At 43.2% G+C, this 25,141-nt stretch carries 21 protein-coding genes; all 21 read right to left on the bottom strand.

The genetic code is table 11. The annotated features are described in order from the left end of the window. Positions 1-49 precede the first annotated feature (49 nt). Positions 50-751: a hypothetical protein gene (locus R2K26_RS01650; RefSeq protein ID WP_316518421.1), complete on the bottom strand. Its 702-nt coding sequence runs from the start codon at positions 749-751 to the stop codon at positions 50-52. Positions 752-908: 157 nt separating this feature from the next. Beyond that, positions 909-1,745, bottom strand: a complete 837-nt coding sequence (locus R2K26_RS01645; RefSeq protein ID WP_316518419.1) for a hypothetical protein — start codon at positions 1,743-1,745, stop codon at positions 909-911. 71 nt (positions 1,746-1,816) lie between these two features. Next, positions 1,817-2,176, bottom strand: a complete 360-nt coding sequence (locus tag R2K26_RS01640) for a hypothetical protein (protein WP_002587808.1) — start codon at positions 2,174-2,176, stop codon at positions 1,817-1,819. Positions 2,177-2,194: 18 nt separating this feature from the next. Next, complete coding sequence (locus tag R2K26_RS01635) at positions 2,195-3,985, bottom strand: VirD4-like conjugal transfer protein, CD1115 family (RefSeq protein WP_316518417.1); 1,791 nt, start codon at positions 3,983-3,985, stop codon at positions 2,195-2,197. Next, positions 3,975-4,178 (bottom strand): hypothetical protein, encoded by a 204-nt coding sequence (locus tag R2K26_RS01630; protein WP_002587806.1) that lies wholly within the window; start codon positions 4,176-4,178, stop codon positions 3,975-3,977. Before R2K26_RS01630 ends, R2K26_RS01635 begins: the two co-directional genes overlap by 11 nt. 11 nt (positions 4,179-4,189) lie before the next feature. Beyond that, positions 4,190-5,074 (bottom strand): LtrC-like protein, encoded by an 885-nt coding sequence (locus tag R2K26_RS01625; protein WP_316518416.1) that lies wholly within the window; start codon positions 5,072-5,074, stop codon positions 4,190-4,192. Positions 5,075-5,079: 5 nt separating this feature from the next. Further along, a complete protein-coding gene (locus R2K26_RS01620; protein WP_089135573.1) occupies positions 5,080-5,886 on the bottom strand; it encodes a PcfB family protein in 807 nt (268 codons plus the stop codon). Next, positions 5,870-7,234, bottom strand: coding sequence for a relaxase/mobilization nuclease domain-containing protein (locus tag R2K26_RS01615; protein WP_316518415.1), 1,365 nt, complete (start codon positions 7,232-7,234; stop codon positions 5,870-5,872). Before R2K26_RS01615 ends, R2K26_RS01620 begins: the two co-directional genes overlap by 17 nt. After that, positions 7,225-7,566 (bottom strand): plasmid mobilization protein, encoded by a 342-nt coding sequence (locus tag R2K26_RS01610; RefSeq protein WP_316518414.1) that lies wholly within the window; start codon positions 7,564-7,566, stop codon positions 7,225-7,227. The genes R2K26_RS01615 and R2K26_RS01610 overlap by 10 nt, the downstream gene beginning before the upstream one ends. Further along, positions 7,535-7,693 carry a DUF3789 domain-containing protein gene (locus tag R2K26_RS01605; protein WP_002587801.1) on the bottom strand — a complete coding sequence of 53 codons (159 nt, stop codon included), beginning with the start codon at positions 7,691-7,693 and terminating at the stop codon, positions 7,535-7,537. Before R2K26_RS01605 ends, R2K26_RS01610 begins: the two co-directional genes overlap by 32 nt. Positions 7,694-7,817: 124 nt before the next feature. Further along, positions 7,818-8,222, bottom strand: a complete 405-nt coding sequence (locus tag R2K26_RS01600; protein ID WP_316518412.1) for a DUF3846 domain-containing protein — start codon at positions 8,220-8,222, stop codon at positions 7,818-7,820. Then, a complete protein-coding gene (locus R2K26_RS01595) occupies positions 8,219-9,175 on the bottom strand; it encodes a DUF3991 and TOPRIM domain-containing protein (protein ID WP_316518411.1) in 957 nt (318 codons plus the stop codon). Before R2K26_RS01595 ends, R2K26_RS01600 begins: the two co-directional genes overlap by 4 nt. 23 nt (positions 9,176-9,198) lie before the next feature. After that, positions 9,199-11,688: a DEAD/DEAH box helicase family protein gene (locus tag R2K26_RS01590; RefSeq protein ID WP_316518887.1), complete on the bottom strand. Its 2,490-nt coding sequence runs from the start codon at positions 11,686-11,688 to the stop codon at positions 9,199-9,201. Between the two features lie 4,169 nt (positions 11,689-15,857). Then, complete coding sequence (locus tag R2K26_RS01585; protein ID WP_243237820.1) at positions 15,858-16,190, bottom strand: TnpV protein; 333 nt, start codon at positions 16,188-16,190, stop codon at positions 15,858-15,860. A gap of 862 nt (positions 16,191-17,052) precedes the next feature. Then, positions 17,053-17,334, bottom strand: coding sequence for a hypothetical protein (locus R2K26_RS01580; RefSeq protein WP_257275264.1), 282 nt, complete (start codon positions 17,332-17,334; stop codon positions 17,053-17,055). Further along, positions 17,315-17,542 (bottom strand): hypothetical protein, encoded by a 228-nt coding sequence (locus R2K26_RS01575; protein ID WP_055288744.1) that lies wholly within the window; start codon positions 17,540-17,542, stop codon positions 17,315-17,317. Before R2K26_RS01575 ends, R2K26_RS01580 begins: the two co-directional genes overlap by 20 nt. Positions 17,543-17,555: 13 nt before the next feature. Then, positions 17,556-17,846 (bottom strand): hypothetical protein, encoded by a 291-nt coding sequence (locus R2K26_RS01570; protein ID WP_117900184.1) that lies wholly within the window; start codon positions 17,844-17,846, stop codon positions 17,556-17,558. Positions 17,847-17,995: 149 nt separating this feature from the next. After that, a complete protein-coding gene (locus R2K26_RS01565) occupies positions 17,996-22,246 on the bottom strand; it encodes a SpaA isopeptide-forming pilin-related protein (RefSeq protein ID WP_316518409.1) in 4,251 nt (1,416 codons plus the stop codon). Positions 22,247-22,320: 74 nt separating this feature from the next. Further along, the gene (locus R2K26_RS01560) at positions 22,321-22,989 is read right to left on the bottom strand and encodes a hypothetical protein (protein WP_316518408.1); all 669 of its coding nucleotides are present in this window, start codon (positions 22,987-22,989) and stop codon (positions 22,321-22,323) included. 240 nt (positions 22,990-23,229) lie between these two features. Continuing rightward, the gene (locus tag R2K26_RS01555) at positions 23,230-24,177 is read right to left on the bottom strand and encodes a ParB/RepB/Spo0J family partition protein (protein WP_316518407.1); all 948 of its coding nucleotides are present in this window, start codon (positions 24,175-24,177) and stop codon (positions 23,230-23,232) included. Beyond that, a complete protein-coding gene (locus R2K26_RS01550; protein WP_055157031.1) occupies positions 24,134-24,958 on the bottom strand; it encodes a ParA family protein in 825 nt (274 codons plus the stop codon). Before R2K26_RS01550 ends, R2K26_RS01555 begins: the two co-directional genes overlap by 44 nt. Positions 24,959-25,141 lie beyond the last annotated feature (183 nt).

Genomic DNA, 25,141 nt, shown 5'->3' with positions numbered 1-25,141 from the left:
CAAATAAAAAAGCACCGCCATAACTGACAGTGCCACATCGTATCGTGCATTACCAAAGGTTTAAATAAGTAAGTCCTCTTGGTAAATTATCTTCTTCATTTTCTAAACTTTGCTGTATGTGATTATAAACATTATGAATACTTTCCAAATACAGAATAAAGGACTTTTTGTTCGTATCCCTATTACGATTTTTTAACTTGATATACTCATCACGAACACAATTCCATCCCTGCTCATATTCAAGTATTTCTTGAAGTTTGCAGTCTGCATTTTGTGATAAGACTCTATCTTCAAATGAATAACGATTGTTTTTCTTCCAATTCTTGATATATCTATACCCATTGTCCAAGTCGTCATCATCTAAATAATAAATTATCGCAAAATCACAACTTCTGATAATCTTGGAATGTTTTTTGTCAACAACCTTTATGGTAATAGAAGAAGTAGAATCTTCAGGTTCTCCGTACTTTGTACCTTTGAGCGACTTGGAAAAAGCTCGCATAAACTGCTCTTTCAGTTTTTTTGGATTGTCCCATAAATCGCTCTTTTGCAAAATTAGATTGTAGTCAAAATCATAACCTCTGTTACCATCTTTTATCTTAGTGACGAGGTGTCGATTTGCACTTCCAATCAATTTGAATTGAAAAGTCGTATCATATTCGGTTTTCATTATTTTTTGAACCTTTTTTATAATACTTTCAATTTCCTCTTTATAAGGCTTGTATTCTGCTTTGCTGACATATTCGTACATATACTTGACCATCCTATCTTTACTTCCTCAATCCGACCATTTAGCAAAGCTAAATCATTACAGTATATCACGATTTTTTCACTTGTCAATTATTTTTATTTGTTTTTGTGTTTTTCAGACAAAGAACTTTGTCTGACCATTCGTTTTAAAACCTCCGTTATAAGCCCATCATTTCTCTGATAATACGGTCACTCATCTTTACTGCACCGACAAGAACAAGCATATTAAATACAAGTTCTCCGATATATGACCATACCTGTGTGACTGCCGCAGCGTCCGGGTTTACTGCCGGCGGACTTGACGCAAACAGTGAGAAGATTATGCAGGCAAGCACGATAACTGCACCTTCAAGCAGTACCGCACAGTAACTTTTAATAAAACTCTTGCCCACATTCTGCGTTGGTTCTCCGGCAAAGGTAGATAGCGGTATCGGTGCTAATGCCGTATACATATACAGTTTGAAAAATCTGCCGTAAACCGTCATTATCAGAATGAATGACAACACCGTAATAAAAAGACCGCCTATCAGAGTCACTGCCCATAGCGGAATACTTTCAAAGAATCCGCAGTCCTCAATGGTTGTTACCATTTCGGATGGGAGCGTCGTTTGATTCGGAGTTCCAAATCCTGATGATGTCATAATGGTTGAAATGATACCTTGAACGATATTGAATAAAGCAAGCATAAGCTCCATACCGTAGGTTATGACACCTTTGGCAATGGCAAAGCGAACAAACAATTTCAGTGCGTGTTCCGGCTTTTTCACATCGGTAAAGCTTCCGCAGGTACGGACAACTCCCACCACAAAGAACAGCACTAATAGTGCAAGCCCGATTGCCTGAACTGCTCCGTTAATAGTTACCATCACATTCCATATGCTTCCGCCTTTGAAATCCTGCGGTGTTGTGGTTAAAAGCCGCCATATCTCGCTTAATTTATCGTTCCAAGTTTCAAGAGCGTTTTCGAGGTTTTGAACTACCCAGTTATCGCTCATTCATTCGCACCTCCTTGTAAAAATGGGGCATACCCGTTTTAGCGAGTATGCCCCGTGATAACTGTTGCTTCTTAGCCTGTGATAAGAGTAAGGATTTCTTTTGCGAAAGTAATGATGATACCTCCGGCAAGAGTAAGAAAACCGTTTGCTCTCTGGGACGGGTCGTGGGACTTCAAAGAAAGTCCGACCTGCACGATACCGAAGCCGAGTAGGATAAGTCCGATTGCACGGATAAGTCCGAAAATGAAATCGGACAGATTGTTTACTACCGTGATAGGGTCGTTCGCCGCAAATGCGGTTACACCTGTGCCGAGTACAACGGTCATCGCCAATACTGCCACACAATAAGCACGATAGCCTTTCTTGACTTTTCCGGTCATCGGCAGTTTAGAAGTTGCTTTGTTTTCTGTGTTTTTCTTAAAAAATCTCATTGTAATTTCCTCCTGTGATTAAAAATTGTTATCTACTTCAAAATCCTCATCGGACAGAAGTTCATAAGTGGTTTCTCCGTAATTGCTTTCCTCAACCTCATCCGGGTCAATGGCAAGAACGGAAATAGATGAGTGCGGTATCGTCACTTCTCCGTGCTTGTACGGTTTCTCTTTTCCGTCTGTGGTCAATGCCACATTCGGGTGCTTCAAGATGTCGTACTTAAAATCCATAATCGGTCGCTCCCCACGGATAAATAAAATCGCATATTGGTTATCCAGCATACGCACTTCATCCGGAGTGAGAAGCTCACGACCGCTTATCTGATAATTGGTGGAGTAGTTACCGCTTCGCCCGGAACTCTTACCGTAAGTGTTCGTGTCGATGGTTTCCTTACCAAGCAGCTCCGACACATATTTGTGTGTGCTTTGCTCGTTGCCGCCAAGATACAGAAATTCATCGCAGTTGCCCACGATACTTTCCCATTGCTTTTCAAACAAGGCTTTAAGCTGTGCCAAGTTCTGTAAGATGATACTGACCGACACTCCTCTGGAACGCATTACCGAAAGTATCTTGTCAAAGTCATCCGGCAATGAAACATTGGCAAATTCGTCCATCAGAAAATGGACGGGAACGGGAAGCGAACCTCCGTGGATATGGTCGGCAGCATAGAATAACTGCTGAAATAGTTGGGTATATAAAATCGACACCAGAAAATTGAAACTGGAGTCGTTATCGGGTATCAGGGCAAACAGAGCAACTTTTTTCTCGCCCATAGAGGGCAGGTCTAACTCGTCTGCCGAAGTTAAAGAAGCAAGACTTTCAAGATTGAATTTCTCAAGCCTTGCGGCAAGCGTTATCTGAATGGATTTCAGTGTCTTTGCCGAACCGGAATGATAGGAACGGTAATACTTTAGAGCAATATGGTCGGGATTGTTCATCTCAAGCTCTGCAAATAATTCATCGAGAGGAGATGGTCTTGTATCTTCCTCATCCTCAATCGAACCGGCTCTGAGCATTTCCATAACCATTGCAAAGTTCTGTTCTTCCTCCGGTGCTTCATAGTGTAAATAAAACACCAACGCCAAAAGGAGCATAGAAGCTGAAGTGTCCCAAAACGGGTCTTGGGACTGACTGCCCTTTGGCGTGGTGCTTTTGAATAAGTTAGTTACAAGTTTCTGCACATCGTTGTCGTTCTGAAGATACACAAAAGGATTGTAACAGTGGCTCTTTTCCATAGAGATAAGGTCAAGAACTCTGACCTCATATCCTTTTTTCTCAAGAAGTTTTCCCGTATCCCTCAAGATTTCGCCTTTCGGGTCAAGGATTACAAAAGAGGTATTGCACTGCATAAGGTTGGGCTTACAGTAAAATCTTGTTTTACCTGCACCGGAACCGCCACATACCAGTGTATTCAGATTTCGTCTGTGCTTTTTCGCATTCAATCCGATACGGACATTCTGCGTCATCAGCTTGTTATCGGAGTACGGAGACTGTCTGTACTTCTTATCCACGGCTCTTGCATTGCCCCATTTTGCAGAACCGTGTTCCTCCCGCCTGCGGTAGTTTCTCTGTGTGGAGAAATATATCCCGATACCAATTCCATAGCACAAAAGCAAAATGAGGACAGTTTTTACGCTGTCCTCACAAACTTCTATATGAAACGGATTGTTAAATACATTCATCAGGCTCGGCAATATCTCTGGCAATCCGCCTTTAACTGACGGAGCTATGAGAAGTGCCAGCCACACAACCGGAACAATACCGATGACGGAAAGAATAATCGCAGACTGTCTTTCGTTATCTCGCATCGCCGGAGCGTTCCTTTTCGATAACCTTGAATTTTTTCTTTGGGGCAGTCCCGACCTTGATAATCAGGTCGTCCACAGCATCGGTTGATTTACCCTCGTTCATTAAATCTGTTTTCTCATCATTGAGAGAACGGATAACGATACCGTGTTCATAATCATCCAACGCTATATGGTAAAGTTCTTCTTTCGCCATATCTGTACCTCTTATCTTTCATAATCTTTTGTGCGTGCCTGCTTTTTCTTGTACAGTTCGTCTGATACACGGGAATGAATATCCGTCATCGCATTTCTCGTCTTGGAAAGTTCAAAACGAATGTCCTTCGGCTCTTTGTTTGCCAGCTTATCCGGAATACGGTTAATGGCAAAATTCTGTGTATCAATACCGTACTTCTTGCAAAGCATATATCCGATACATACCGCCTGAAATCCCATATCGGAACGACTGTAACTGTCGCTGTTGATGGAAAGCTGTGCGTGTCCCAGTTCCTGTGCCACACACTGAGCAACCGCTACGCTGTCTCCCACATCACGCTTTACATACAGGGTCTGTTCCTCATTGTTATAGAACGCCGCCATATTCGGATAAGGGAGGTCGTTTGTCGCTTCCACATTCACAGGCGAGGAATCAAGCATTGTGGTAATCAGTGCTTTCGGGTCACGATTAGCTGTCGGTGCAGGCGGTCGTTTTCCATTGGTCTGTGCCACATCAAACACTTTCTTCACATTGTAGGAAATGCCTGTTGTACCGTCACGCTTTGCATATTCCACCGGTTCAAGAATGGAAATGCTCTTAGCACCCTTTGTGATTTTAATGTTCTCTTTGCTCCAGTCATCAAAATCTTTAAGCTGTACCGCCTGCGGATACTGCTTGTAAATCAAAAGTGCGTTGACTGCCGAATATCTGTCAAGTCGGCTCTGCGTATCAAGGAACGCTTTGAATTTCTCCGGCGAAGATACAATCTCTTTCGCCGCTTCATCCGCAAGCTGATACACACCGTCTTTCTCGGCTCGTTTCTTTTCGGCATATTCCTCTTTGGAAAGTCTCGGTCGCTGAGTGCCTGCTTTTGCAGGAGTAAAATTTTCTGTCATTGTAATTACCTCTCTTTCGGTTTCTTTGATTTTGTTTTCGGCTGTTGGTGTACCGTCTGTTTCGGTGCAGAAGGATGCTTTGCCTTATCTGTTTCCGGCTCTTTGCGTTCTGCTTCTTTTTGCTGTTTTGCCTGAGCCTTATAGCGGTCAAGTTTCTCTTTAACCGATGGCTTCTTCTGTCTGTCAACAGCAATACCCTTATCAGTTTGCATATCTTCCGGCTCTGAGTTTTGCCTTGACGGAGGGTTTTTGTCCGTTTTGGCGGTTGTGGGGTTTGACTGTGCGTTTTCCTCTTTCTGAAGTGGTTTTCGTACAGCTTCCTCCGTGATGATTTCATTCTTGGATTTTGTCGGCTTATCTTTTTCCACGGCTTCTCGTTTTTCAACCGCTTTCTGCGATTCTGTTACGATTGCCGCCTTATCCACCTTACCGAGTTCAAACCTCTCAACGATTCTCTGAATTTTAGAAGCGTCCTCCGCACGTGCGATAATATCAATCGGGACATTATCTCCCCTTGTGTTCTTATCTCGGAGAACACAATAGAGAACACCGTAGCGTTTTGCCTGTTCGGTAAACTTCTTCAAATCCTTATTTGGAATGGAAAATACTTTCAATTCCTTGCCCGACTTAATCATATTGGTAAGACGGGCTTTGCCTCTTGTCTTGTTCGCCTGCGTTGCTTCCTGTTTTAATACGGAAGCAAGAAGAATTGCGATATTCTTTGCGGCTGAACCGGTAAGTCTTGCAGCAACTTCAAAGCCTTCAAGGGATAACCTGACGACTTGTTCGGCTGCGTCACCTGAATTTGTCATTTCGCTTTTGCTCCTTTCGTTGTTGTTTTTCTTCTTCGGCTCTGATTGTTTCAAGGTTCTGCTCCATAACCTTTGACCTCTCGGCAATGTCGTCACAAAGACGAACCTCTTTGTTCAGCTCCCGAATTTTATCGCTTACCGTCGAAATCTGTTCTTTGACCTTAGACAGCTCATCGTCACTCATCTTTGTTCTTGCTTTTTTTCGCAGGTGCGTTCTGTCGTCATTCAAAGTTTTAATTTGACCTTTCAGCGACTCTTTATATGAGAAAAGCTGCTCGTCCGTAGAAATCTTTTCTCGTCCGAGCAGCCTTGTCTCTGCTGTGATTTTATCCAGCTTCAATAAATCCTCTTTCAAAAGATAGTAAAGCCTTGCTGTATTTTGTTTTTTGTATTTTGGCAGATAACCGAGCCTGTAACAGTAATGCAGATACAAGCCATACAGTCCGCCCACTTTTTTGATTTTGTTTTCTCTTGTAGGCAATCGGTACTGCCTGATAACCACCGTCTGCTTTGCGAACGGAACTATGCGTACTCTCTGATTTTCCATAAGCCTACGCCTGATTGCTTCCTCGGTATAATCTTCTCCGAGATTTTTAAGTCGTATGGGTTTCGTGTACCCTTTCGGTACAATCGTCCAATACTTTCGGCTCTCGCTTAGACAATGCTCATATCCCATCTGTGTAAGTGCGTAGTCAAGACTTCTGATATTTGTGCTGTGGGCAATCGCTTCATCTATAGCTTCTCGCACCATAGAATATCTGGTCGGCATTCCCGCCTGTTCCTGCTTATAGTAGTAAGAGGATTGCTTACTGCGATTCGGGTTTGGATTGTAATATAATCCATATTTCTCACAAATACGGTCGGCAACTTTTCTGAACTTAAACCACGAGGTATCTTGACATCGCTTGCCGTCTTTGAATGAAACAGAGTTGATTACATAGTGACAATGCAAGTGCTTAGTGTTCAGGTGCGTTGTAACAACAACTTGAAATCTTTTCCCCCACACTTCGTTTGCAAACTCCATCCCGATTTTCTGTGCAAGCTCCGGTGTGATATTTTGTTCCTTAAAACTCAAATATCCGTGATAGGCTTGTATGCCGTCCTCTTTACCGTATGCCTGCTTGACTGAAACAAACTGGTCACGAGCAGTGGTCGGATTACAGTTGATACCTTCCACGAAATATTCCCGTTCAGTTTTTTCTTCGTCCTTTGCATAGGAGAGAACATCGGCAAGTGCCTGATACTGTTCCTCGGTATAAATATCTGCCGCCGTCTTTTCAGGATTGGTAGCATAGTCGATAACCTGACCAAGCCTTGAATTGACTGCCCACAACTTGCTTACTGCCATTTCATTTCACTCTTATCGGGTCTTAAATAAGTACGCTCAATATCTGCCTGAAACTTATGCCAACGCTCCGCTTCCTTTTTAAGCTGAGGTGCGTCAACAAAGCCAAGTGTATTTGCTTTGACTGCAAGTTGGTTGATGTTGTTTCCGATAGAGGAAAGTTCACGCATCATATCGTAAAATCTTTCGTCCGGCTTTTCCCTCGGCTCATATCCTCGAAGAAGCAAACGGATAAGTCCGGCTTCACTCAGGCAAGCCTTTTTTGCTTTCTTCTGTAAATCCTGTGCTTCATCTCGACTGAACCTAACAATCTTCTGAATGTTTCTTTTCCTCATTTTCTGTGCCATCCTTTCTTGTGATGATATAGTGTCTATCCTTATTTATCTGAAACAGACACATAAAAGTGACTCCGATAAAGCCGCCGGCAATTACACCGACGGCAACCAATGCTATCTCACGCATAGCGTTCTCCTTTCTCTTGGGGTATTAGGGGCAACCCCTAACGAGGTATTTGGTAGTGTGCTATCCAAATACACTGCTCGCTAAGAATATGCAGACTCTCCGGGTTGCCCCATCGTCTGTCTTTTTATCGCTCCATATCTTTTGAAATTGGCTTATATGCTTTCGCTTCAACGCCCTTGTCCGTCTGATAAAAACGCTCCGGATACCGGAACTTATCCTCATACTTTTTCATCAAATCCTTTGGCATACTAAGAAAACTCTCCGACTCAATCGGTGCGTATGCGATAAAGAATTTGCCTGCAATAATGTCGAGGATTTCCTTATCATTGGAGTAGATTGCACGGTTTAATTCCGCACCGTTCATCTTTCCTTCTTCGTTACAAACGATTGCAATTTCATCATCAAAAGGCATATATTCCTCAATATATCCGCCTACGGTTTCCTGCATTGCTTCCAGCGTATCCTCAATCTCAATCTGTTTCGGATACTTACCCGGCTCAATGAGAAGTACATTTATTTTTTCGCTCATCTCTCAAAACTCCTTTCGTTTTTCTTTGAAATTCCTAATTTGATACACAAAAAGTCGTTGACATCTTTCCCGCACTTGGGCGGATCGTCAACGACTTCGTATCTGTCTTTTAATTTAATTTTCAATGCATTTGCCGCCTTTCTTCCGGCAATATCATTGTCAAAATGAAGCACGATACGGTTAATGTTCTTATTCTTTTCAAGCAGATTTTTCAGTGTAACCGGCACTTTGGACTTTTCCGTTTCTCTGTTAGGCGAATACACGCCGGAGAGAGAAATAAGGTTTAATTTGTGCCAATCCCTGCCCTCCATCTTTGCTAATGTGGCATAGGATAACAGGTCAATAGCACATTCAAACAGGTGTACCTCTATGCTTTCTTCATTTGTCAGCCTGAAAGAATATTGCTTCTTGCTTCCGGTGCAGTCGCCCATAATACGACTGCTGTTTGTTGCCCGAAATGCGGCATACTTTGCTTCTTTTTTCTCGTCATAACCGATAAAAACAACATTGTGATAGGGCAGTGACTCAATGATAAGTTCCTTATCAAGACAGTAGTTTATGATTTCATAATCAATCCCTCGACTGAAAAGATACTGCGTAACCACATCGTTACTTGGACTTTTCTGCGGTAAAAGAAGCTGCTGATTTTCATAACTCCGGCTTTCTTTTTCATAGACCGGAGCAGAAACAGCACACTGTCCCATAATGGTTTCAACCGCTTCTACAAAATCAAGTCCTTTGACTTTGATAAGATAGTCAAGGGCAGATTTGCCACCGATACCTCTCGACCACCACATCCATTTCCCGTTTGAAATCTTCAAACTGTCGTGTTCTCTGGTACAGTAAGTGTTACCACTATAACGGACAAGTTCGCCCGGTTCATAGGTGCGAAGATAGGTCAGCAAATCCATTCTCTTTGCTTCGATTATGACTTCCGGTGCTATATATGGCATACTGACCACCTCACATTTCTTCCTTATCTTTCATACGACTTCTCCTTTCGCTTCTCGGTGGATTCGCCCTCATCAGGCTCGCCGCCTACAATTTCATTTTCCTTTTTATCCATATTGAGTAGGATATTCAGCTCGTCCAAACGGGCGAGTTTCGACTTCAATTCTTCTTCCTGCACAAACGGTTTTTGCACTTCTTTCTGTGCGGTTTCAAACTGATTTTTCGTATCAGCAAGACTGTCCTTTGCTTTTTCAAGGTCGTCTACAAAACGCTCAACCGTATTATCAATACGAGTGATATTACCGAAAACATCATCGCCAAGCGATACCTGTTTGCTGGTTTCTCCTTTGACCGTTACGCAATAGGAACGCTCCGTCGTATCGAAAGACAGTTCCGTTTCAAATCCTCTGTACTTGCCGAGAGGGACTGGTGCAGGACTTGTCATCTCCTTGCAGGCTTCAATGATTGCTTTACCTGCGTCCGCCTTTTCAGAATAAAAAACACCCTTAACCTCCATTCCGACAAAGCGGTCATCTGTTGGTTTCGGGTGTTGTTTTGCAGTTTCTACATCTGCTGTCAAACCGTTAATGCGATTCTCAAGAGAAGTGATACGCTGCGGGTAATATTTAATTATCTTGTCCTCAAGGCTGTACTTTTCAGATAAGAAATTGGATTTTAGCAGTTTCAATTTCTGTACCTGAATGTCCAAATCCATCTTTTCCTTGATATATGGATTGCCGGTGGCAAGCATTTTAATCTCGGCATAAGACAGTGCGGTTTCATCAATATCTTCCGCACTTCTAACCGGAGATTTGCTCGTCATAATCTGTGAAGCGAATTTCTGCTTACCCTCAACAAGCTGATAAAGATATGCGTCAAAGGTCTGCTTTGTAACATAACGATAGATTTCCACCTTTGGATTTGAGTTGCCCTGACGGATAATTCTACCACTGCGTTGCTCCAAGTCTGCCGGTCGCCAAGGACAATCAACATCGTGAAGTGCAATAAGCCTGTCCTGAACATTCGTGCCGGCACCCATCTTTTGAGTCGAACCCATCAGCACTCTGACCTCTCCTTTACGAACTTTCTGAAACAGTTCTTTCTTTTTCACATCGGTTTCTGCTTCGTGGATAAATCGGACTTCGCTTTCGGGAACACCTCGCTCTATGAGCTTCTTTCTGATGTCATTGTAGACAGAAAATGTTCCGTCATTCTTTGGTGTCGATAAGTCGCAGAACACTAATTGTGCTGACTTTTTATCTTTGTTTTCTTCCCAAATGCGGTACACATTATCAACGCAGGCATTGATTTTACTGTTTTCAAAATCAGGCAGCATAGCATTTAGCATACGCTGGTCAAGGGCAAGTTTTCTTCCGTCGTTTGTTATCTTGAGCATATTATCTACGCTTGAATCCACACCTCCGCCACGAACTTTCTCGGCTCGCTCTGCAAGGGAGGCAACCATTTCTTTCTGCATTTCGGACGGTTCAACCGACACATTATGATACTCTGCTTCCGGTACAGGAAGATTAAGCATATCGGCTGTTTTAATGTCTGCAACCTCTTTGAACATCGCCATAAGTTCAGGCAGGTTATAGAATTTAGCAAAGCGTGTTTTCGCTCTGTATCCCGTACCCTCCGGTGTAAGTTCTATTGCCGTAACCGTTTCTCCGAATGTGGAAGCCCAAGCGTCGAAGTGCTGTAATCCGTTTTTTACAAGAGTGTTGTACTGCAAATATCGCTGTATGGTATAGAGTTCCACCATACTGTTTGAAATAGGCGTACCTGTCGCAAATACTGTTCCTCGTCCGCCGGTAATCTCATCAAGGTATCGGCACTTCATAAACAGGTCGGAAGATTTCTGTGCTTCTGTCTGAGCAATACCACCCACATTACGCATTTTTGTGTAAAGATAAAGGTTCTTGTAGTAATGGCTCTCGTCAATAAAAAGCCTGTCCACACCTAATTCTTCAAAGGTTACAACATCATCCTTTCTGCTTTGGTCGTTGAGTTTTTGGAGCTTTTGCTTGACGGATTTTCTTGATTTTTCAAGCTGTTTGACAGAGAAGTTTTCTCCTCGGTTACGCTTTAGTTCTGCAATTCCTTCCGTCAATTCATTCAACTGCTGTTCAAGAATTGCCCTCTGCCTTTCAATCGACATCGGAATTTTCTCAAATTGAGAATGTCCGATAATAACTGCGTCATAATCACCGGTTGCAATTCTTCCGCAGAACTTTTTACGGTTCTTTGTTTCAAAATCCTTCTTCGTTGCAACCAGTATATTTGCTGACGGATAAAGCTGCAAGTATTCCGCCGCCCACTGTTCCGTCAGATGATTCGGTACAACAAACAGCGACTTATTACATAGTCCAAGTCTTTTCGACTCCTGCGATGCCGCTACCATCTCGAAGGTCTTGCCTGCCCCGACTGCGTGTGCAAGCAAGGTATTTCCACCGTAGAGAATGTGTGCAACCGCATTTCTCTGATGTTCCCTTAATGTGATTTCCGGGTTCATTCCACTAAATGTGATGTGGCTTCCGTCATACTCACGAGGTCTGATACTGTTAAATTTTTCGTTATACATCTTCGTGAGTTTCTCTCTGCGGTCAGGGTCTGCCCATATCCAATCCTGAAAACCTTGTTTGATAAGTTCCTGCTTTGCCTGTGCGATTGCCGTCTCCTTTTTATTAAGGACAGCTCTTTTCCTGCCCTCATCATCTTCGATATAATCAAAGATACGAACATCTTTCAGGTTCAGCGTTTCCTCAATTATCTTGTAGGCATTGATACGACCTGTGCCGTATGTGCTATACGCTTTGACATTGGAACGGTCATAGGATTTACCCTCGATATTCCATTCGCCCGTATAGGGAGAGAAGTGAACTTTTATATTCCACTGTGCATATCTCGGTGTATCAAGGAACTCAAACATAAACTGCTGGATTACCTCCTGCGGTAGCCAAGTAGCACCGAGCCTTACGGAAATCTCACTTGCAGTCAGGTCTATCGGCTGAACCTTTTCCAGTGCTTCCACATTGATTTTGTAATCTTCAGGATACACCTCGGCAGATTTTTTTGCTGTGATAAGTTTCTCCCTGACATTACCGGAGAGATATTCATCTGCCATCAAATACTTTGCCTCGGTTACATTCCCGTACCCGTGAAGCGGATTTAAGAAGATAACACCTTTCAAATCCTGATAGAGTGTTTCTTCATTTTTACCTGTGAGTTTTGACATATACTCCATATCAATTCCGGCTTTTTCTCCCATAGAAACAGCAAGTGCTTCACTGGCGGTATCTACCTTTTCTACCGGCTTATGCGGCTTAATTGTACGCTTGAAGAACATATCCGCCTTGCGTTCCAGTTCTCCGTTTTCGTTAATGACTTCAAGAGCCGAAAGCAGGGCAAAGGAACTGTCGTCGCTGAAAGCAGAGATATTCGCTCGACTGTTAATCAGTCCGTATTTCTTAGTATAACTGTCATAAAGACTGTTGAGTTTTGACTGCTCGGCTTTGATTTCTTCATCCGGATAGTCCTCCGTTTGCAGTTCAATCAGGTTGCGAACGCTGTCACGAACCGCAATCATACCCTTGATTCTGTTCTCGGCGGTTGCCGACACCTCCACCGGAGTCATACGAGAATTCTCACGGAAATAGATTTTGTCGTCCACCACTGTGTAAGAAAAATTCCTTACCGTAGGGTCTGCCGGAATAGAATTGTCTTCTTCCTCGAGTTCATCTTCCACTTCATAATCGTTGATTTCTCCGTGAATATTTGCTACCGTTTCCGATAACAATTCGGATAAATCTGCGTTTTCAAAAGGTACGCAGGTTACTTCTTCTCCGAAGCGACCGCTTACTGTTTTCATCTCGCCCAGTATCATTTCAGGATGCTCTACAAAGTACGAGTTCATCGTGATACCGTTTTCATTCGTGCCAAGCTGTACCCAATCGGGTTCAATATCTATGAGCCTGTCACGCTTTTGCAGGAATAAAATATCCGATACAACTTCCGTACCGGCATTGCCCTTAAAAGTGTCATTCGGCAATCTGATTGCTCCCAAAAGGTCGGCTCTTTGGGCGATATATTTTCTGACCGACGAATTTGTTTTATCCATCGTGCCTTTGCTTGTAACAAGTGCCATCACACCGCCGGGTCTTAATTTATCCAAAGACTTGGCAAAGAAGTAGTCGTGAATAAGGAAATTGTACTTATCGTACCTCTTATCAAGTACTTTGAAATCGCCAAACGGAACATTACCCACAACTCCGTCAAAGAAACTGTCCGGTACATTCACTTCTTCAAAACCCTGTGCTGCAATGGACGATTTTTGATAAAGCTGCTGTGCAATTCCTGCCGAAACAGTATCAAGTTCCACACCGTAAATCTTTGTATTTTTCATTGACTCCGGCAACATACCGATAAAGTTACCAATACCGCAGGACGGTTCTAACAGGTTGCCCTCCTTAAATCCCATCTGTTCCATAGCCTTGTAGATAGCGTCGGTAACTTCTGGAGGAGTATAAAAGGCAGTCAGTGTGCTTTCTCTTGCGGTGGCATACTCTTCGGGAGAGAGTGCGGTATATAACTCAACAAATTCATCTGCCCACGCCGAATTGTTCTCATCAAAGGCTTCGGACAAACCTCCCCAGCCGACATATTTCGACAAAATAAGCTGTTCTTCGGGTGTGGCAAATCTGTTTTCAAACTCACATTCCTTCAGAACCTTTATGGCTCCCATATTCCTGCGAAAGCGTTCTTTCTTGCCTGCCGGCTCTACCGGATTGGAACGCAAATCAAAAGTATTTCTCTCTGCCATCGGAATATCCGGGTGCAAATCAAAACTCTTAACCTTGCTCGTTTTATTCTCCCACTGCGGTTTTATCGGTTCAGGCTCTTTATCATACCCGTTGCCGATACGAATGCCCTCGTTATACATCTCGTCGTAGCTGTCAAAGCCATTCTGATTTGCAATGATTTCTCGGTAGTCCTCAATAGGTACTTTACCAATATTGGTTGCTACCATATCGCTTCTTTCGGTATTTTCAATGAGTGCTTCCATTGTTTCTGTCGTACATTCTGTAAAATCCGGTGTCTGCCTGAAAGTTTTATCTGTTTCTTCAAACCATTCTGTACCTATATCGGCAAGGGTTTGATTTGCGACACTGCCAAGGTAATCAAAGAACTCATCTGCCGATTTATAGTTCTGTGCAGCATTTCTGATTTCATCAAAAGAAAGCGTATTTGTAACATACTGACCTCCGGCACTACTGTCCGGATTAAAGTACATCCAAATAACGCTTTCCTGTTCTCTGTTAATGAAAAATTCATCCTCATAATCTATTTTCTGTTCAGTATCGGTATCACTATGCGTGATATTTTCGTCTGTATCGGCTTTTTCTGCGGCAGGTAATACCGTTACCCTCAAGTGGTCATTCAGCGGATTTTCCTGCACTTTGCGGTCAAATTCTCCCCTTGAAAACTCCTTGTTGAACAGTGGCATTTCTGTATCATAAAGCATTACTCTCTCATCATCAAAAGATAAGATTTCATACTCCGAAGCACCGATATATACCGTGTCTCCAAGATGATATTCATATCGGGTATCAGGTAATTGCTGTTCCTGTGTTTGCTCTGCAAGCAGACTGCGGACATAATCAATCTTCTCTATACGGTTAATCGGGAAACCTACGCTGTCCTCAAAAGTGACATCTCGCATAGAAACATCGCCGCTTATTTTACCGACGCTTTCAATAACAAATCGACGGTCGTCAATCACAACTTCCTTACCGATAATGTCATCATTTGTCTGCTCCACTTCTTCAGGTGGTGCAGTAGAAAGAATTTCACGGTTTCTTTTCTGCTCCTCGATTTCTGCCCGTCGTGCTTCCTGCTTCTCAAGCCACTGCGGATACTGCTCCTTTTCCTTTGGATTTAAGTATCTGTCTGCACGGATAAGCTCTCCGATACGCTTTTCCACCTGTGTCCATTTAAGAGTGAATTTCGGTGCGTCGTTTCCAAATCCTCTTGAAAGAGTTATGCCTTTCCCGTCGTGGTTTTCATCAATACCTGCACCGATAATGACAGGGTAAGAACCTCCCCAACCGTATTCGTTTTTGAGAAAGTCTGCATTTTCTTTTGAAGATAAACTCTTTTGAAACTGCTCATAGATACGCATTTTACCTTCATAAACGCCACTTCCACGAGTCAGAACTGTGTCAATAATCTCCTGAGAAAAAGTAAAGGCAGAGGTTTTGTCTTCCTCTGCCTGACCGCCTAATATGAAACTCATCTGTCCGTCTGCCGACGGTAGCGGTTTCATTCTGTCATTTAATTCTCCCAAAAGCCGCATTGCTTCAAAATGCTGTGCAATCACGCTCCAGTTATAAAAACTCTGTGCAGTTCTACTGTCATAATGACCTTCCCAAAGGTGCAAAACATTTTGAAATGTCTTGTAACCTACCGTTCTGCCGTCCTGCAATGTGAGTTCGGTATAATCGTTATTGAAGATACTCTTGATATATTCGGTTCTGGTATCGCTATCGGTATTTCTCTCATAGAAGTCTTTAATATCTTCGAGTGAAACCGACAAATGCGGTGTAGTACCGAGTATTTCTCTTATAGTATCATCTCTACCGAAAAACGGTAGGCTCTTATCCTCGTTACTTCTGTCATAATATTCTAAATGAATATTATCTGTTCCTTCACGATTTCCTGTGCCGAGTTCCTGATGTTGTTCATCAAGCGAACCCACTTCATCATATCGTCCGCTTTCATCTGCTCCGTCAGTCCCTCTTGTTGTGCCATCTGTCTGATAAGCGTTTCTTCCAGTTCGGTCGCCCTCTGCTGAACTTCCGACAGGTGACTGCTCAGTATCCCTTTCGTCAGGAGATTGTAATACTGAACCTTGTGGTGTTCTTTCAGATAAGTTCTCCTCATCTGCGACCATTTGCCCTGAATTACCTCCGGCTGTTCGGGCAGAGTCAGGTTCGGAAGATTGTAATCCCCGACCATCGTATATGTTATCTCGTTCATAATCGCTGCTCCTTTCGTCTTTGATGTCTTTATTGTATTCCGATTGCCTGTTTGCTTCAATTATGCGATTTTGACGATTCAGTGCCATCACTGTCTTTGAGATTTCCGTAAGTCCCATTTCTGCAATGTCGCTTGTGGCAAATCCCAGAGCATTCATCGTATCCTGCGTATTGAAATTGGTAACATCTCGAAAATCATCGGCTTCAAAGTATTCTCCGGTATCAATCCCAAGCCTTGTCATCATCATATATGCCACGCTGTTTGTGACAACCTTTTTATACAGACTTGCAATCATCGTTTCGTCAAGTCCTTCTAAAAAACTGTCCTCGGAAGCATATATGAGGTCATTAAGATAATCCGGCAAATTATCTTCGGCGGCATTTTGTGCGGCACTCATAACTGCATCGCCCAAAGTGACTTTGTTATCCAGTTCTCCGAATGTGCTTTCAAGCGTTTCAATAACATCGTCTGTGTATTCGTCCCTCATATCCCAAAGTGGAACAGGACGGGAATATCTGCTCTCGTGGGTATCGGAAATATCGAAGTAATGGGTAAGTCTCTGCCTTGCTCTGTTTTCATCGGCAAAAACCGCAATACCTCTTGCTCCTTTATTTACCCATCGTCCAAAACTCCTGTTCCAACGCTCAATCTCAAGAACTGCTGTTGCGTCCGGTCGCTGTGCATAGATAAGCAACTGCTCATCATATCGCAGCTTGTAGTTCCTGCACGCAGACTGCAAGAAATTCTGCCAGTTCTGCGGATTGGAAACAACCGTCTTACAGGTTCTGTCATAGAGTTCGGATATGAGTTCATATTTTCTTGACACTGCTTTTGCACCTCCTTATCGTTCTTTTTCTTTGCTCTTTGCCGGTTTCGCCTTTTCCTTTCCGGCTGGTTCAACGGTATGACCGTTTCTTTCACACAGCTCTGCAAATTCACAGATATGAAAAACATCCGAACCAATTTGTGTGTGATAATCGTCGATATACTTACACTCACGCTCCAGTGTTGTTCCGTTTCTTGTGTGAATCAGGATTTTATCTCCGTCATTTACACGAAATTTCTCGTTATATCTACTGTCAATAAAGCGGATACTGTTTTCCTTATGTTCCTGACTGTTCATCCGTTCCACCTCCCAAATATGAGAACAGCTTGTTGGCTTTGGTTTCTTTCTGAAGTTCGATGATGAGTGCCATATCCGGTATCGTGATACCCGGAATCTTCAAAATACTCTCCATATCAAGCTGTTGTAGTTTCTTTTCCGTATTACAGCCGGAATCAAACAATTTCGCCATTAACTTTGTTTTCTGTTGAAATGTCGGTTTGCTCATCTTTCTATCCTCCTTATTCAATTTCTATGACTACACGAATACTGCTGTCGCAGCCACTACACTGTCTGGAAAGTTCCGGGAACAAAGACTGCACCCTCTGTCTTGACCTGCGGATAGTTTCAAAGCACGGTAAACCGTAGCCCTTGTAGTTGTTGACTATATCCTCAAGAGATAAGTCGCCGACTTTCAAATAACTGTATCGGTTGTAATAGCAGAGGATAAGCTGCATATCGTCATACCTTGTTTCAGGGCATTCTCTGAGGATTGAAAGCACCTTGCTGTCAACCGTTCTCTGCTTATTCATAAAGCACCTCCATAAAGTAAATGGACGGAGTTTTTTACGCTCCGCCCACCATTTTGTTTCTTATTTCTTTCTGTTTTTAATCTGTAAGAAGATAAAGCCGCCGATAATAAAGGCGACCAAAACAACTGCTACGATTGTCTTTGCGTCCATTATTCATTGCCCTCCTTTTTCTTCTTTCTCTTGGAAGCAACAACCGTTGCAACGATACCGAGTGCAGAAGCACCTGCAAGTGCTACCCAAAGACTGGTCTTTCTGTCATCGCCGGTTTTCGGTGTGTCACGAAGTTCGTTATGCATCTCGATTTCTACCGTTTCGCCGACCTTTACGGTCACTTTCTTATCGGCAGGTAAAATATATCCGGCAGATACATTGTCGCTGACCTCAGACACTGTGTATTCGCCGATACGAAGTCCATCTACGGAGATTTCGCCATTCTTATCGGTTGTAAAGGTGCTGTCATAACCGTTGACACCTGTTACTCTGAAAGTGAAGCCTTCCACCTTACCGTCGGAAGATGTCTTTTTAATTTTCAGGTTTCCTTTCATTGCTTCGTTGATAAAGCCGACTCCCGCTTTGTTTTCTACCTTGTAGGTAGTTTCATCTTTTTCAATGAATACGGAATAAACGCCCTTATCAAGCACAAATCCCTCCGGTGCTTTGGTTTCTCGTACAAGATATTTACCGTAGAGAAGTTCTTTCATCTCATAGATACCGGTTGCGGTTTCTTCAAGATTTCCGATAAGTTCATCGCCATCGTCCAGTTTACCGTCGCTATTAACATCCTTATACACTTCAAAAGTTGCACCTGTCAGTTTGTTATCCGGATAATCAGCGTCCACTTTGGTAAGTTCAATATTACCGTGAATATACTCGTCGGTAATTTCCACTTCGATGACCTGCTCATTCTCCCCGATGTTTACTTCGTAAGAAGTATCATCAAGCACAAAGCCTTCAGGAGCTTCGATTTCTCTTACAATCCATTTTCCATAAGGAACTTTGGCAAAAGAAAAACTGCCGTCCTTTTCAGATGTGGCAGTCATAATAGCGTGTTCTTTTGTAAACTCGGTTTCATCTGCTTTGAAAATACCGATTAAAGCACCGCCCAGTGCTTCTCCGTTCTCGTCAATCTTCTTACCAGATACAGAACCGTAAATGAGTTTGTTCTCAATCGGCTTACCGGCATTTACCTTGATTTCAACCGTTTCGGTATCCTGACCAGCATACTTGAATGTGAACGGATACTGTGTGTCGGAGAGGATATAATGCTTATCTGTGGTAATTTCCTTGATATAGTAACTGCCAAACGGAAGGTCTGTATTTGCAGTCGCTGCTCCGTTTTCATCAAGCGTGATAATCTCAATCAAACCGTCAGCCGGAATTACTGTACCGCTTGAAGATACAATATCTTCTTTTGCGTAAAGACCGAAGCTGATGTTTTTGATTTCATCGTTCTTGCCGATACCAAAGGTTTCATTCTGTTCTAAGATTTTTTCAAGAGAAATCTTCACTTTCTGTCGCTCGTTTACGAAGCTTGTTGCGGTTTCTGTTACCGCTACATCCTGTCCGGCATAAGTGAGTTCTACCGAATGCTTTTCTTTGTTGATGACCATACCTGTCGGTGCTTTGGTTTCAACAACTGTATATTTACCGAGATAGAGTTCCTTGCTCTTGGCTGTTCCGTCCTCATCGGTCGTTACGGTATCTACTACATCGCCCTTGTGATAACGAAGTGTACCATCCGGTGTGATAACATCTTCATCGGCTGTGATTTCATAAACCGCCCCTGCAAGTCCTTTGACCTTATATACCGGCTGATAAATCACATCTTCATCTTCCTCACCGGATACATTGACACCAGAGAATACTTCGCCTGTTTTCTCAACGGAAATCGTACCTTTCTGTGCCATATTCGGCTTGTCCACCTTAATCAATGTGATACCACCTTCCTGTGTGGAATTTTCTTCTGTTACATCAAAGGAAACAGGAGTACTGTCGAGTACATATCCATACGGAGCCTGAACCTCAACAAGAGAATATCCCTTGCCATAGTCCAGTTTTTCAGGTGTAACAAGCTGACCGTCTGCGTCTGTATAGAAAGTATCGATGGTTGTCGGTGTAGGATAAGTAAATGTCATACTTACTTTGTTACCGGCAGGGTCATAGATTTGGAAACCTGCACCTGCATACGGAATAGTTTTGCCTGTTTCAGCGTCTTTCTTTACCACCTTGATATAACTCTCAAAGTTGGCATTGTTGATGAGATAACGGTAGGTCTGTCCGTCCTGAGAAATGAAAACATCAAAGTCTTTCATAAACTCACGACCTTCCCAACCTTTGGTCTGATGAACGGTATATACACCATACGGCATATCCTTTGTCTGAGCAAAACCGTTTTCATCGCAAACAATGGTATCTCTTTCATCTTTGTCGGCTTTTTCAAATGAGCCTGACGATTTCAGATACACTTCAAATTCAGCACCGTTTTCCGGTGTCTCAATCTTGGTTTCCCCATCATCGGTATGCTTGATGATAGCGATATTGCCTTTCATAACCTGCTCTGTCACGTCATTTGCCACAAGATTGTGTTCAATCGTAAAGAGTTTTGGCTCTGCACCTACCTTGTGGATTGTCTTATCAAGAAGATACCCCTCGCTCGGTGTGATTTCTCTGATTGTCCAGTCGCTGTCGCAGACATATTCCTTAGTTGTGAACTGTCCGTCGCTGTCGGTTACATACTTATCCACAAGTGTGTCGCCTTTGTAGATACCATAAACAGCACCGGAAAGTTTAGCGTCTCCCTGAGCAGTGCCTTTTTCTCGGTCGCTCTTTGTTACAGTTACACTGAACTTCTTCAAGATATTTGTGAAATCTCGGTTTGTAACCTCTTTCCACTGAATCGGTGCAGTCTGTTTTTCCGGAACAACATAACGGATTGCTGTATCCACTTCTTCGAGCGTATACGGTGTGCTTCCACTGATAAGAACATCTTTGAATGTTGCAACACCGTTTTTGTCGGTAACTGCATATTCATCAACTGCAATGCCTGCAAGGGAAGTACCGTAAAGGTGGAATTTCACACCCTCCACAAGATTATCTTCCGATGATTTAATGACCTGAAGATTACCTCTCTTGAGAACATTGTTGAAGTTTATGGTTGCCACCTGACCGGCAACAACGGTTACTCTGTGGGTTTCCTGCGGAACATATTTGTCAATGGACTGCTCCGTAACGGTATATACGCCCGGCATAAGGTTATCAAGCTGGAACTTACCGCCGTTTGCTGTGGTAACTGTCTGATTTACTCCGTTACCTGAAATAGTGAAATTGATACCGTCAACCTTTCCATCCTCAGATGTTTTCACAATCTGACAAGAACCGTAGCTGACTTTCATCTTCACATATCCGGTCACAGGGTCGCTGACTTCCTGAGCATAAGTTACTACATCCTGCACGCTTGAATTTTGACCGTGCTTACCCTCAGACCATACGACAACACCTCTGCGGACACCGTTTTTCTTACTTGCGGTAATGGTAAATTCCTTACTCGGTGCTTTATCCATTGACACCGTAAGTTTGTTTCCGCTTGTGGAAAATGTTACACCACTGATACTCGCCTTGAAAGCATAATTGGAGAGTACACCGTTTGAGTCTGTAAGAGTTGTAACATATTTGTTTCCGTTCCATTCAAGTTCATTGACTTTCGCTGAACCGCTTGATTTAGTACAGAAGCTCGGCACAACTGTGTGATTCTGCACACTGCTGACCATACTGTTGTAGTAACTCATAATCTTACTGCGAAGCGGATGTTTTACATTGATAACATCTTTCACATTACTGCAACCACTGGCTGCTTTGTGATTAAAGTTTGCGTCACGCTCACCTACGACAGTTTCCCAAATAAGAAGCTGTGTTGCATAAGCGTGAGCAATACTGTTTGCCGCACTTTCGTTCTGCGACCTCCAGCTTGTTGAAATCGTTCCTCGATAGCCGTACTGCAAGATACGACCGATAAAGAGTCTGATTTCATCACCGGAGATAACTCCGTTTGCTGTGATATTGTTAAAATAATTTTCATCGTATTTGTTCATACTCTGACCGGAGCTGAGCGAAACACCCGGCTCGATACAATAGGCAATATTACCGGAATACGAACCGATTGCCTTTAAGTTGGTGTGGGTGGAACTGCCGGTATGCCAACCGTTCTTCAAAGTAAGGTTACTGTGTCCCCACACTCCGTCGTAATTTGCGTCGCCGTCACGAGGGAAATCGACCATATACACTTTGGTCTTTTCTCCACTTGCGGCAAACGCTGTGCTTGTCCCAATACTCATAAAAGCACTGAGACTGAGAACCGTCGCCATAACAAACGATACGGCTCTCTTGATTTTCGTCTTTACCATTTAAGTTTCCTCCTTAAAATGAAAGAACGCACCGATTATCTCAGTGCGTCCGATACTGTATTTTATTTTGTTTTTTAGCAGTAGCCGATATAGATTTCATATTCCGTATCGGATACCTTTTCTGCCCATACCCATACTGCGGTAAAGCCCTCCACATTTTTGTATCTGTTCAGCCTGTTTTGAATGTCATCCCTAATGCCTGTGCGTTTGGCATTGGCAGTGATAGGATTATCCCAACAATCTGTAGCGGTACTGTCCAACTTCAAACCGATACTTTGAGCATAACTCTTTGCGTAATTGACAGAGGAATTAACATCAAAACTCGGCTTTACTTCTTCCTTCGGTTTTGACTGCGTGGGTTTCACTTCTTCCTTAACCGTCGGTGTTTCCGGCTTTGACTGCGGTTGTTGCTGTGGCTGTTTCTGCTCTTGGGTACTGTCAGGCTTTTTCGTTACCTGAATGGGTTCATAGCTTTTTGCAGTTTCCGTCTTACTACCTGCCGTAGAAGAAACATCCGGCTTTTCCTGCGGACTCAGCTCTGTTGCTGCTTCACTTGATACCGTTTGCTCCCTTTCGGGAATACCACTTGTATCATCTGCTTTTTCTGTTTCGGTATTACCAGCCGTAGAAGAAATCCTTTTATCCGTGTCATTTCGTGCGGTTTCTTTGGCTGTGTTACCGTTACATCCGGCAAGCAAAATCATCAAGCAGGCAATCATACAAACCATCCATTTCTTTCTCATAAGCTATCGCTCCTTTCGCCTTAATCGTAATCAATCAGGCGAAAAACAACAAAGGTGCGAATATCCGAACTTTTTATCGTATCAGACATTTTATTTGCACTTCAAACGTGCGAACCCTTTATTAGACAGCTATAAGTTATGAGAGATAGGTATATTCAAGTGAGATATAATATATCTTTTCAGCAAGTAAACAGTAGGTATTAGGGGGTAGAGTGTGAGAAGGGGGAGTAACAAAATCGGCTATCTGCTGTCACGGTCTGCCCGATGCCTGAGATACTTGTTGTAATGCTCCAATGCTTTGCAGACAAAATCCTCCGTCTGACTGACGGGAATGTTTTTCGGGATAAGCTGTCTTACTCTGTCGCCCCTTAGCACAATCTTCTCTTTCTGGTTTGGCTTTTCCTCCGACATAATGGCTTGGATAGCTTCGGTTGTGAGTTTACCCTCATCGAAAAACTTTCGCATACGGATAGTCTGGTCGTGAGAGGGAGTTGCGTCGTTCATATCAATCTCGTCAACTACATCACGCTGACAATCTTCGTCAAGATACGACAATTCAACCGCCGGTCGCATTTTAATTCGCCCCTCATCAACAAATTCAAGCAGTTCGGGAACAAGGTTTGTAAGGCGAACATATCTTTTAATTTGGGATGTGCTGTCGCCCGTTTCCTCTGCCAAAAGACTGTTTGAGCGTGTTCCAATTAAATTCGGTCCCACTGGGTCCGAATTTTCTTTACTTGGTCTGCCTGCTTGTCTTTTCATTGCTTCCAAACGCATTTTGTAGGCAAAGGCTTTTTCAGAGGGAAGTATCTGCGACCTTTGGAAATTACTTTCCACCATTAGAATTGTGGCTTCATCTCGATTAAGGTCAACAACCTCACATCTTAGCGTTTCAAAACCGGCAAGTTCACTTGCTCGTTTTCGTCTGTGACCGGATACGAGTTCATATCTTCCGTCCTCTTTCTGCCTTACCGTAGCCGGAGTAATTACTCCACGTTCCTTGATACTCTCGACAAGCTGCTGCATATCTTCATCGTCCCTGACCTTGAACGGGTGGTCTGGGAAATCATCAATCAGCTCTAATGGAATATCTCGGATTTTAGAAAGTCTTTCTTCCTCTCTCTGTGCCTGCGTTGTAAAAAGGTCATCGAGCCTCGTGAGAGTGAAGTCGCTCTTTCTTCCTGCCATCGGCTAACACCTCCTTCGTAAATTCGGTGTATGCCTTAGACACCGTACTGTTTGGCTCATAAGCAAAAATGCTCTTGCCTTTGGAAGAAGTTTCTGCGGCTTTTACGGCAATCGGAATAGATGTGCGATACAGCTTAATCTGATTTCCGAAATTCTCCCGCAACGCTTCTACCGTACTTTTGGCGAGGTTTGTGCGATTATCCACCAAAGTGAGAAGCATACCGTCTATCTTAATATCCTGATTGATATACTTCTTGACTTTTGAAATGGTCTGCACAAGCTGGGTCATACCCTTAGCTGGCAAATACTGTGCCTGCACTGGAATAATCACGCTGTCTGCCGCAGATAGAGCATTGAGTGTTACCATACTCAGTGAGGGCATACAGTCAATCAGAACAAAATCATATCTGTCTTTGACCTGACTTAAATAATTCCTCAAAGTGGTTTCTCTGCTCATAGCGTTCATCAGGTTATATTCCATCGCCGAAAGTTCAAGGTTCGCCGGTAAAAGGTCAACACCTTCCTCGTGGTGCAGGATACCGTCTGTCGGGTCATTCATCGTTTCACTAATTACATCTGTAAGTTTTGTTGCAAGCGTAATACCCAAGTTATCCGTATCTCTCCAACCGAGACAAGTAGTTAAATCTCCCTGCGGGTCTGCGTCAATGAGCAAGACTTTCTTACCCTGCATTGCAAGACCAACACCAAGATTAACCGTTGTCGTTGTCTTTCCGACTCCGCCTTTTTGATTGCATATGGCAATCGTTTTGCAGTTTGACACCTCTTGCGTCCTCCTTTCGATTTATTCATAGCCAATAAAAACGGCTATGTAACTTGACCGTTTCATTTCCTAAACGGTCGTGGCAATATTTATTCTCAATATCCCTTGCCAAGCATATCGCTTTCGGGAAGTCGTTAAGGAACAGGCTGCTTATCTGTATCATAGGAATCTAACCTCTGCCGG

Origin of the sequence: Neglectibacter sp. CSJ-5 (assembly GCF_032490475.1) — a bacterium.
Classification (GTDB): Bacteria; Bacillota; Clostridia; order Oscillospirales; family Acutalibacteraceae; genus Hominenteromicrobium; species Hominenteromicrobium mulieris.
This window is presented reverse-complemented; position numbering and strand designations above follow the sequence as displayed.

Coding starts and splice junctions, on each gene's coding strand:
- R2K26_RS01600 (WP_316518412.1), bottom strand. CDS start 8,222: ATGAGCGAAAAAATAAATGTACTTCTCATTGAGCCGGGTAAGTATCCG.
- R2K26_RS01640 (WP_002587808.1), bottom strand. CDS start 2,176: ATGAGATTTTTTAAGAAAAACACAGAAAACAAAGCAACTTCTAAACTG.
- R2K26_RS01585 (WP_243237820.1), bottom strand. CDS start 16,190: ATGGTCGGGGATTACAATCTTCCGAACCTGACTCTGCCCGAACAGCCG.
- R2K26_RS01580 (WP_257275264.1), bottom strand. CDS start 17,334: ATGAACAGTCAGGAACATAAGGAAAACAGTATCCGCTTTATTGACAGT.
- R2K26_RS01610 (WP_316518414.1), bottom strand. CDS start 7,566: ATGAGGAAAAGAAACATTCAGAAGATTGTTAGGTTCAGTCGAGATGAA.
- R2K26_RS01575 (WP_055288744.1), bottom strand. CDS start 17,542: ATGAGCAAACCGACATTTCAACAGAAAACAAAGTTAATGGCGAAATTG.
- R2K26_RS01590 (WP_316518887.1), bottom strand. CDS start 11,688: ATGAACCCGGAAATCACATTAAGGGAACATCAGAGAAATGCGGTTGCA.
- R2K26_RS01645 (WP_316518419.1), bottom strand. CDS start 1,745: ATGAGCGATAACTGGGTAGTTCAAAACCTCGAAAACGCTCTTGAAACT.
- R2K26_RS01605 (WP_002587801.1), bottom strand. CDS start 7,693: ATGCGTGAGATAGCATTGGTTGCCGTCGGTGTAATTGCCGGCGGCTTT.
- R2K26_RS01630 (WP_002587806.1), bottom strand. CDS start 4,178: ATGGCGAAAGAAGAACTTTACCATATAGCGTTGGATGATTATGAACAC.
- R2K26_RS01565 (WP_316518409.1), bottom strand. CDS start 22,246: ATGGTAAAGACGAAAATCAAGAGAGCCGTATCGTTTGTTATGGCGACG.
- R2K26_RS01635 (WP_316518417.1), bottom strand. CDS start 3,985: ATGCGAGATAACGAAAGACAGTCTGCGATTATTCTTTCCGTCATCGGT.
- R2K26_RS01650 (WP_316518421.1), bottom strand. CDS start 751: ATGTACGAATATGTCAGCAAAGCAGAATACAAGCCTTATAAAGAGGAA.
- R2K26_RS01595 (WP_316518411.1), bottom strand. CDS start 9,175: ATGCCATATATAGCACCGGAAGTCATAATCGAAGCAAAGAGAATGGAT.
- R2K26_RS01555 (WP_316518407.1), bottom strand. CDS start 24,177: ATGGCAGGAAGAAAGAGCGACTTCACTCTCACGAGGCTCGATGACCTT.
- R2K26_RS01560 (WP_316518408.1), bottom strand. CDS start 22,989: ATGAGAAAGAAATGGATGGTTTGTATGATTGCCTGCTTGATGATTTTG.
- R2K26_RS01625 (WP_316518416.1), bottom strand. CDS start 5,074: ATGACAGAAAATTTTACTCCTGCAAAAGCAGGCACTCAGCGACCGAGA.
- R2K26_RS01615 (WP_316518415.1), bottom strand. CDS start 7,234: ATGGCAGTAAGCAAGTTGTGGGCAGTCAATTCAAGGCTTGGTCAGGTT.
- R2K26_RS01570 (WP_117900184.1), bottom strand. CDS start 17,846: ATGAATAAGCAGAGAACGGTTGACAGCAAGGTGCTTTCAATCCTCAGA.
- R2K26_RS01620 (WP_089135573.1), bottom strand. CDS start 5,886: ATGACAAATTCAGGTGACGCAGCCGAACAAGTCGTCAGGTTATCCCTT.